Here is a 10,368-nt window from a genome sequence, read left to right on the forward strand (position 1 = left end):
ATCCAAAAGACATTAGAAGTATTGTACTTGAAGGCGAAAAGGCAGGAAAAACTATAGACGAAGCCTTGAAGGAGGCCGGCTATATCAAGCCGTATGATGAGTTTATATTATGAATCGTAGAATTAAAGGGAAAGGATGAGAGACAATCAAACTTAATTACTTCCCAACATGTTATCCTGATGAAGATATTCGAAGTATATCATATCGTTATCACCTCCACTCGGGTAACCGTACTGTTAAACAATCAACAATCGACTTATTTGAGCTAACCCATCGACAATGTATTATTCCAAAGAATATTTCTATTCTGTTTGAAAGATTACCCCAAAATTCTCAATGGTCTAGTATAGAGTTTCTCCAGAGACATTCATTCTATCCGATATTCAGGCCCTTTCTTAATGATAAACATAGAGAAACCATTGAGATATCATTCACCGATCCCCAATCAAATAATGGAAGCATTAATTTGAATTTTTCAACTCTAAATAACAATCTAACAACAGCTAATGTTAGATATTGTCCTACATGCTTGTTAGAGGATTATGAAAGATTTGGTGAATGCTACGTTCATCGACTCCATCAAATTATAGATTTAGATGTTTGTCATAAGCATCATACCGCTCTTACAATTTTTTGTCCGAAGTGTTTCACATTATTGTCAGATCCTAAACATGATATTTTGTTGGCAACTCCATATTGCGAGCAAAATCATTTAATAACTAAAGAGTCACTTCCTGATGTAGATTCCCTTGAGCTAAAGTTAGCTTTACTTAAGGATTATGAATTTCTATTGACTTATGTAAATGACAAAGTATGTAATGATATCAGAGATATTCTGAAAGCCACAATGATTCAAAGAATTCCCAACTTTCGGAATGGATTAGTTAGCAAGAAGAAATTTATTGAGGAATTTTCAAAGTGTATTTCTGTAGAGATGCAGAATCATTTTCAGATTTCTAAAGAACTAATGATGGAGAAGCCTATTTTTCGTCGTCTGCTTAAAGCAAATTTGTTCTTGCTACATCCCAATCTTTTTATGTTAATGGTACATTTTTTGGCTGGTTCAATGGAAACTTTTTTTAGTATTTCACATGATTATTCTGAATCGGGATTGTTATGGAGTGGTCCGTGGGAGTGTTTGAACAAAATATGCCCACATTACCAAGAGCGGGTTATAACGGAATATAAACCATTTGTTCAATCATACAAATACATTAAATTTGGTGCTTTTACATGTGATTTATGTGGATTTACTTATAGTTTAGGTTGGGATACCCGTTATCAAAAGATAGTAAGATTCCGTGTAAGGGACAGGGGAATGATGTGGAAAAAAATAGTACTGGATCATTTTCACTCTGGCTTGCCTCTTTATAAGATAGCAAATATAGTAGGTGCCTATCCAGCTGCAGTTCAAAAGGCCATAGCAGAAATGAATACTAAATCTATATCTAAAAATGAAATCTTGAATGAAGTCAATGTAACCCGGCTACAAGTTGGTGCTACTCTGGAGGTTCATGAAAGAATTGCTTATCACCGAGAAAGATTACTTCATAAGTTAGAACAAAATCCGAACATAACCCGTACTGATGTGAAGGATTGGTCTACAATTAGTTGGTTAAGAGCTCACGATAGAGATTGGTATGATCAAGTGCTTCCCATAAAGAGAAAACCTGAAGTATTCGATTATGATGAACTAGATAATTTACTAGTATTAAAGATTCGAGAAGCAGTAAAAAAAGTGAATAATTCGAAACCAAATCGTCGTATTTTGAAGGATACAATAATTAACATGCTAGATCAGAAAGACCAGAACAGGCTAAGAATCAAAAAACAAAAGTTACCCAAATCATGGAATATCCTTGAATTAAATGTAGAGAACTTGGAAGAGTACTTGATACGGAAACTACCTAACCTCATTCTGAGTTTACAAAGATACGGAATTAAAAAAATCACATGGTTTAGTATAGAAGCAAGATTTAAACTATACAAAAATGCTTCCGATAGAGTGAAGGAGGAGTTTGAAAAATTAGTTATTGGAATCAATCAAGGTTAAGCTATATCAGGTTTACATTAATATTTAGATGGGAAAAATAATAATATTGAATCCTTCGCCACACAGTATTGGAGTGAAGAAAATGATATTTTTCCCATCTTTATATCAAGATGAATTGCTGTTCAGTGCATTAGCCAGATATCATAGATTGTCTGGTAACATAAATGTGAAGCGAACAATGAATGAGTTATTTAGCGATGCCTCTGTATGCGCAGCTCCGATGTTCACCTCTAACCTTGAAAAGCTATGGGAGAATTTAGATAAATCTATATATTACGATCCGGATATCTTAATAGCGAAACATACAATACTTCCGTATTACGCGCCTTTTCTTCCTTCAGAGAGATTTGAAACACTGAAAAAAACTCTGCGTGTGGGAAATGGTTCGAGTGTTTACATGAAATTAGGTAAGGCGGCGTCCTCTCTTAAAAGTCCTCAATTTTTACGTTATTGTCCCGATTGCTATGAAGAAGAGCGAGGAAGTCTAGGAGTAGCATACTGGCACAGAACGCATCAGATTGAGGGTGTGCAAGTTTGTCATGTTCACTACTGTGAGCTTATGGATTCTTCCATACCTATTGCTCAAAGAAAAAACAAACATGCTTTCTATCTTCTCGAAAAAGATGCTGTTAATGCGGAGGTTTTACGTAATGTGAGCATCCAAAATTTAGATGTCTTAATATTTATATCGAAACAAACAAACTATTTATTAAATCATGATTTAATGCCAATTGGCCTTGAACAGTTGCATAGTTTTTATAAAAATGAACTTCTGAAAAGAGATCTAGTTACAGCACTAGGGGATGTAAGAATTAATGAACTAAAAACACAATTCAATGCTTATTATGGGAGGGAATTACTCCAGAGCATGAATAGTTACATCGACTCTGAAGAAAACCATTCGTGGCTACATAAACTCTGCAGAACGCCTCGTGTCACATGTCATCCCCTTAGACATATGTTACTCCTTCATTTCCTTGGTAAAGAAATTATTGATATCTATGGAAACCATACTTCTACATCCCATCCATTTGGCTCAGGGCCTTGGATATGTTTAAACAAGGTGGCCAATCACTATAAACAACCGGTTATATCTGAGTGTTTGGTAACTAGATGTTCGGATACTGGAAAACCAGTGGGTACATTTTCGTGTGAATGTGGATTCGTCTATTCTAGAAGAGGTCCTGATAGGTCAGATGCTGATAATTATCGAATAGGCAGGATTAAATCATTTGGAAAGGTATGGAGGGATAAACTGCACGAGCTTAAACTAACCAATCTGCCTCTTAGACAAAAAGCTAAAATTCTTGGTGTAGATCCTAAAACAGTGAAAAATCAAATAGAGACTTGCCAATTAACAATACAAGCAAGTGCGGGGGAAGCAATAAAAGAGAAATACCGTTTGGATTGGAGAGATTTACTTAGTACATACAGCGATGAGAAAATAGTGAATCTTCGCTTTAAAAGACCAGACGTCTACAGATGGCTATATAGCAATGACAGAGAATGGTTACTACAATACAATTTGGACCGAAAAATTAAGGCAGGTACTTTTGTTTCAAGGGTGAATTGGGTCGAGCGAGATTTAGAATTAGCATCGGAAGTAGAGAAAGTTTGCTCTGAGATTATGACTAATACAACCCAAACAATAAGAATTACAACAAATGAAATCGGGCGAAGATTATATAAACTCCCTCTTCTTTCTAACCGATTGCAACGACTACCAAAAACTCAGATGATTCTTGAGAGGTTCAATGAATCAGTCGGTGATTTTCAGATACGCCGCATTAAAAACAATGTTCGATTACTACACACAAGAGTAGGAATTCCAAAATCTTGGCAAGTAAAAAGGATCTCAGGATTAAGAAAAGAAGTATGGATGAAGTATGAGAAACAAATTGAACAGGAAATCCGAGCTGTTATTGAAGAAAAGTATCTTTAGGCTCTTAGAGCTATTGCTTAAAGTGATAAACGAAACTAAGAAAAATTAAGGGTTTTGTTTTATAAAGAGTTGGATTGTCAACACTAAACTAGACAATTTTTTTGTGGTGCCTCTGCTTGAACTCAGCCGGACTCAAGTAATCCAGAGAACCGTGAATCCGAATATGGTTAAACCAGTGTACATAGTCATGTAATTCTGTGGTTAGCTCAGCAAGACTTTCAAAATGACGTTTCTTTACAAACTCCGTTTTGAAAATTTTAAAAGTGGCTTCCGCAACGGCATTGTCATAGGGACAGCCTTTCATGCTCAAAGAACGTTCAATCTGAAAAGCCTCCAGCGCAGCGTCAATGAGCTTATTCTTGAATTCATTTCCTCGGTCGGTGTGGAAGAGCTGAATGTCATTCAGGTTGCCCTTAATTGAAGCCAAAGCACGGTAAACCAGCTTGGCATCCTTATGGGGTCCTGCACTGTAGCCGATAATCTCGCGGTTAAACAGATCTACAAAGAAGCATACGTAGTTCCAATATGAACCCACTCGGACGTACGTCAGATCGCTTACGACGACAGATAACGCCTGCTCTTGTTCAAATTTTCGGTCCAATACATTCGCTTGCTTGGCTTCATTGCAGCTCGTGGGACGAGGCTTGTACTGGGCGACTGTATACGAGGAAACCAACCCGAGTTCCTTCATGATTCGTCCAATTCTCCGCCTGGATACCGTAAGGCCCTGCTGATACAGCTCTTTTTTAATCTTACGCGTACCGTAGTTTTGGCGGCTGCTTTGAAAAATGTCCATAATCAGGGAGGGAAGCTCATCCTTCGATGTCACTTCCACTTTGTTTTCTTCATAATAATACGTGCTTCTAGGGAGTTTTAGGACGTCGTACATTGCTGATACCGAGTATTTATGTTTATTCTGGCGAATGACATTTACTTTCGTCCTATGATCAGCGCGGCTTGCTTTAAAATATCATTCTCCATGAGCAGTTGCTTGTTCTGTTTTCGAAGTTCGATGAGTTCTAATTCCTCTGGAGTTCGGTTGTCTTTCTCTTTGAAGGATCCCGAAGTGGAACTCTGTTTCACCCATTTATCTAACGATGAAGGATTCAAATCATATTCTTGAATGATATCCTTGCGTGGTTTGCCACTTTGATAGAGCTGAACCATCTGCGCTTTAAATTCAGCGCTAAAGGTACGTCTTTCTTTTTTTGTCATGATCCGTTTGCTCCTCCTAGGTTGGTCTGTAGTCTACTATATTAGACCACAATTTTTCTGTCTAGAAGAGTGTAGCCGATCCAAGTTAGTGATAAATAATATCTGGATATATAGAGCTTCTACTAAATGAGTACTATACGTTAGCAGTATTATTTATCTAAATGTGGAGACAATGGTTTATTAAAACACTGTGTTTTTCAGAGAGGTTGTCAACAAAATGATTGATGATGATGTTTATAAGTTACATTTACAATTACTCAGCATTTATGAAAAAAACAAACAGTGCTCCGGAGCTTACCAGAAGAAAACTGATTATTAACTGATTATTATAAGAAGCAACTATCCATGTTTGCTGAAAACAATTCAACGGATTTTCGTATTAAACCAATTATTAAAGATTTATGAGGAAAATCGAGAAGCCCTCGTAAGTAGTTGCGCGGATCGATACTTTTTTAGGGATATATCTGTAGATGCTGAATCCGGTATATAAGGCTGAAATTTATACTCTATAATTAGAGGAGGGTTAAGGTTTGTAAATAGGTAGTTACTACACGACTTGCTAAGGCGTAGCAATTTATAGCAACTAGTGATCTCTTGTTTATTCAAATTCCTGAAGTTTAAAATGTACCATGTCCAAACTAATAAAAATTATGGGGAGAGATCAAATGTTATTTGAGATTACTGATGAAATGGAAAAGAAGATAAAGGAATGGGATTCATGTAAACCGATTGATGTAGCGGGAGCAAAGTTTTCCTATATATTCACTCCAACTAGTCTTGGCACAGTTATTTATGTTCAATGCGATATCTGTAATAGAGAATTGCATCTAACAGAAGGCTGGGATTGAAAGATCAATTTCTAATCTCCGTTGAGAGGCTGTGTAGATAAATTTAGGTGTTCTTTTCAGTAGGGGTCTGTCAAGATTTTTGTGTAAACTCTTATTGAGTGAATCTCCCAGTGGGAGATTTCGTGTTTCTAATGAAGGTGGTCGCCGACTCGTTCCGGGAAGAAAACGGAGAGGCTGTAGCAACATCACAAGGTCTGTTACGTTTTCTTTTTGGTTATACTGATAATGGAAATAGAAGGAGGGGATTGAGATTAATATTGAAGAAATATACAACTTACATATTAAGCTTCTTGATGTTTATGAGAAAAACCAAAAGCATCGCCATCCATATCAAAAGGAGATTAACTTCTATAATCGACAACTCGGATTTTTTTGTGAAAATATTGTCCAAAGGATTTTTGTTTTAAATCAACTTATAAAAATATATGAAAAAAATAGAGAATTTCAAATTAAAGAATGCTCAAAGGGTTATTATGCCAAGATTCATGAAAATATTGAAACAAAAGTAGATTAGAATGATAATAATGTAATATATTTGTTGAACTATTTGCATACCAAAATAATATCGTGGAATAAAGGCCTGATATCAATGCTTGACTAGGGCTGTCTTCAAACTCAGGCAAGCCAAACCATAATGGATGCCAAGGCCAAAAAAGACTTGAATGTACACGCCAATTTATCATAGTGAGTCGCCAGACGACGATAAATTCTTTACTTTATTAAAGAAGCATTCCACCAAATGACGTTCTTTGTAAACGTCCCGATCATATTTTAGGATGACTCGGCGAATTTTTCCTTCCGGGAATCACTGGAATAGCCTGATGTTCCTTCAAAAACATGCGAATGGCATTGATATCATACGCGCGGTCGGCAAACACTAATGATGGAGGGACATAAAGGAGTGAACGGTGTTTTATCCCAGTCCGAATATTGATTTTCGATACAAAAGCCGCGGCTCGTTAATAAACGCTGAAGCGTGTCATTATCAGTAAAGCGACATGCAATTCGAGAAATTGTTTTCTCCGATCCCCAATCACGGAACGTGGCCCAGTGCATGATCTGGTTACTTGAATCATACGACTGTGTCCCAGATACCTTGACTTTAATTCCATCCTTATCGATAAATTTTCCCCAGATGCTTTCCTCTTGGTTGGATAAATCGGTCCCAAGGGGTTTCGTGTTTCAAAAACAAACATCCCATTTGGCTCTAAGTGCTTGTAGACGGTTTCGAGTAAGGCTCGTTGATCCTCATCGCTCAAAAATGCCTGGAATGCATTTCCTGTCAAATAAATCATGGAAAAACGCTTTTCGGAATCGAATGTACGAGCATCAGCTTCAATAAAATCCACAGGCAAAACTTGAGTTTTAACCCGCGTATATTCAAGCATCGATGAAGAAATATCAACACCTGTTATATGTATCCCTGGTTTTGATAAATGAATGGTTTTCAATCCTGTAGCACATGCAAGTTCCAAAACCTCGCCTGGGTTCAATCTAGCAATATCAAGATAGAAATTGTATTTATTAGTCTCGCCGCCAAATTCAAGATCATAATTAATCGGGTCTCAATACTCTTCAAGACTATCGTGATCTATCAATACGAATCATCCCTTCACTACAATACAGATTTCTTTAAATCATCCTTCATTATACCATCCATTTCTCGGTTTTGCGATATATGGAAACCGTGTTGAAGTTTTGTGAAAACGGACTGACGCGCCAGCACTTTTAGTAGAGTAAAAGGCTGGGCAAACCCCAGCCCCTCCTCATCAAACCGTACGTGAGGTTTTCCCTCATACGGCTTTCCGATGTTCTTCTTCCTGGCATTACAGATTTTTTTTCTCTCATCCAGCCAGTTTCTTGAGTCCTACCCGTTCAGCCATTGTTGCTGCCTGTCGGGACTGACCGTGCTTATGACGTCGGTTTCGTTTCTTATTCCAGAACAGGGTCAGTCGCTTTCGGATATACCAGTCGATTTTGTTCAGGAACTTGGTCGCAAAGACATCGAGTCCATAATAGTTCTTCCATCCCTGTATTTTCAGGTTGAGTTCTTCGATTATCCGGTTCATCGTCCAGTACAGACGATTCCTCGGCTCGGTGACTTCTTTAACCTTCTGCCTCATGTTCTTCATCGCTTTCCGGGTTGGATAGCTGCGAAGGACATAGACTTCTTTGTTCCCTTTCAGCTTCTTCGGGATTTTCCGGTGATGCATCCCCAGAAAGTCGAATCCTTCCTCGGCTCCCCACAGGTGGATCACTTTCGATTTTTCCTTGTTCATCTCCAGTTCCAGTTTTCCGAATACCGCCTTCAGGATATCGATCGCCTTGTGGGCTTGTTCTTTGGTTTTACACAGGATGACCAGATCGTCGGCGTAGCGCACCAGTGTTCCCGTTTCTGCAAACTTCTTTTCCCAGATCGTATCCAAATAGTTCAAGTAAATATTCGCCAGCAAAGGACTAATGACTCCGCCTTGCGGTGATCCCATTGTCGTGGTGTGAAACTGACCCTCTTTTACGAATCCAGCTTTCAGCCATTGCCGAATCAGTTTCAGCACCCGCCGATCACTGATGCGCTGCTCGACCAGTCTCATCAGTTTATCGTGAGGGATGTTATCAAAGTAGCCTCGAATGTCGATATCCACCACCCAGTACACACCTTTCCTCACCGCTCGCCGGATATGGCGAATGGCGTCATGCGCACTTCGTTTCGGGCGAAATCCATAGGAGAAATCTTTGAAGTCTGCTTCAAAAACAGGTTCCATCACCATCTTCGTAGCCAGTTGTACCACCCGATCTGCGATAACAGGGATGCCCAGCGGTCTGGTCTTTCCATCCGGTTTCGGAATCTCTTTCCGTCTTACGGGCTGTGGAAGATAGGTTCCGCTTCTCAGCTTGTTCGCCAGTTCATCCACGAAACGCTCAGCACCGTATTCCTGAGTGATGTAATCCAGTGTCACTCCATCGACACCACCACTGCCACCACTCGCCTTGACCTGGTTCCATGCCTCCCACAGAACATCTTCTCGGTAAACCTTGTCATATAATGCATGAAACCGGCGCTTTGGATGCTCCTTGGCCGCCAGGTATAGTACGTTTTGAAGTTGTCGAGCTTTCACTTTGGTGTAGTTAGCCTTTTGGGCATTCACTGACTCTTACCTCCTCCGGTACATGAACAAAAGCAGGGGTCCTTCCCTCCATGAGGTTGTGTTGTCCTCATTTCTACGGTAGTATGACCCCCTCCGACTCCCTTCCCGCAGTTCTCCATTTCACCTTTCGGGCTTATAGGTTCACTCTTTTACGAAAAAAAAACTTCGTGCGGGGGAGGGTCTCCCTAGTTCCAGACTCAGCTTTCTCCACATACCGTTCCCCTTACACCGGAGAGTTCTTCCGCGCTGCACTTCCAAGGGCTTCACGCGTTCCATGGCCTTCGCCCAATGTCTCAGGGCTCGGCTCTCTCTTGTCCTAAAAAAAAAAGGCTCTTTTTAACGGTGCGGCAGGATTCACTTCATGTTACGGCCTGTGGATTTGCTCGCACTTCCGTAGAAGTTACTTTGTCACGGGGCTTCAGCCTTAGGATTTCTCCACCAGCTGCCCGTCAGCTACCAGGCGACTTGGCTCTTACCTGAACCGGACTTTCACCGGTTAGTTGTGTCTAGCTTGGCTAGGCGCGCAAACAAAAAAAGCCGCTAATTTAGCGGATCGGATGAGGCAATATCTTTGTTACTGGACTAGAGCGTGTCTTTAAAACTAATTTAACCATAGTAAAATAGAAGCCAGCGTTAAAAAGGCTCCAAATGTGCAGGCTAACTTGTCATATTGTGTAGCCAGCCTGCGATAGTGCTTCAATTTGTTAAACAAACACTCAACGAGGAGGTTTAGAATGTTATTCATGTCATATTCTCGATCAGCAATAACGTTCATCCCTTGAAGTCCCATCGTCTGAAGCATTTCATGCCCTGTTACACAGTCATGATGATGACCGCCGGTTAACTCGTTACGAAGAGGATTACCGAGACCATCGACAATCGCATGTATTTTCGTCGTTATTCCGCCTCGGGATCGTCCGATCGCTTGGAATTGCTGCCCCCTTTTGCGCCCGCTCCATGTTGCTGGACGCGAACGATCGTTTTCAAAGTCAGATGTGATGGAAACGTGCTTCAATATTCCATCCCAAATTCCGGCAATCTGCCAGCGTCGGAAACGCGTGTACTGTTCAAAGAAAATAAAGTAGTGGACTGAAAAACAAAGTATTAGACTGTCGTGGCCTCATTAAGCTATACCAGCTAATAGCATGTCAAGATTACCAGTAA

The 10,368-nt window shown here is 39.7% G+C and carries 7 protein-coding genes; 3 read left to right on the forward strand and 4 right to left on the reverse strand.

The features are described from left to right. Positions 1–145: 145 nt before the first annotated feature. Together L696_RS0116820 and L696_RS0116825 are read left to right on the forward strand one after the other, a co-directional pair. A complete protein-coding gene (locus L696_RS0116820) occupies positions 146–2,053 on the forward strand; it encodes a TnsD family Tn7-like transposition protein (protein WP_280740282.1) in 1,908 nt (635 codons plus the stop codon). 82 nt (positions 2,054–2,135) lie between these two features. Next, positions 2,136–3,995: a TnsD family Tn7-like transposition protein gene (locus L696_RS0116825; protein ID WP_025684685.1), complete on the forward strand. Its 1,860-nt coding sequence runs from the start codon at positions 2,136–2,138 to the stop codon at positions 3,993–3,995. Positions 3,996–4,083: 88 nt separating this feature from the next. Here L696_RS0116825 and L696_RS0116830 read toward each other — a convergent pair. After that, positions 4,084–5,210 (reverse strand): IS3 family transposase gene (locus L696_RS0116830; protein ID WP_155985416.1). Its coding sequence is split into 2 segments (ribosomal slippage): positions 4,084–4,961 and positions 4,961–5,210, totalling 1,128 coding nucleotides; the frame shifts between segments, so codons are not numbered across the junction. Positions 5,211–5,875: 665 nt separating this feature from the next. Here L696_RS0116830 and L696_RS0116845 point away from each other — a divergent pair. Further along, complete coding sequence (locus L696_RS0116845; RefSeq protein ID WP_025684688.1) at positions 5,876–6,058, forward strand: hypothetical protein; 183 nt, start codon at positions 5,876–5,878, stop codon at positions 6,056–6,058. A gap of 959 nt (positions 6,059–7,017) precedes the next feature. Here the strand turns inward: L696_RS0116845 and L696_RS0116855 are convergent. From L696_RS0116855 to L696_RS29660, 3 genes are all read right to left on the reverse strand, one after another. Then, positions 7,018–7,551, reverse strand: coding sequence for a class I SAM-dependent methyltransferase (locus L696_RS0116855; RefSeq protein WP_245233379.1), 534 nt, complete (start codon positions 7,549–7,551; stop codon positions 7,018–7,020). A 351-nt stretch (positions 7,552–7,902) separates the two neighbouring features. Then, positions 7,903–9,204 carry a group II intron reverse transcriptase/maturase gene (gene ltrA / locus L696_RS0116860; protein ID WP_025684690.1) on the reverse strand — a complete coding sequence of 434 codons (1,302 nt, stop codon included), beginning with the start codon at positions 9,202–9,204 and terminating at the stop codon, positions 7,903–7,905. Positions 9,205–9,805: 601 nt separating this feature from the next. Next, complete coding sequence (locus L696_RS29660; RefSeq protein ID WP_081750757.1) at positions 9,806–10,219, reverse strand: transposase; 414 nt, start codon at positions 10,217–10,219, stop codon at positions 9,806–9,808. Positions 10,220–10,368 lie beyond the last annotated feature (149 nt).

Source organism: Paenibacillus maysiensis, from assembly GCF_000520815.1.
GTDB lineage: Bacteria > Bacillota > Bacilli > Paenibacillales > Paenibacillaceae > Paenibacillus > Paenibacillus maysiensis.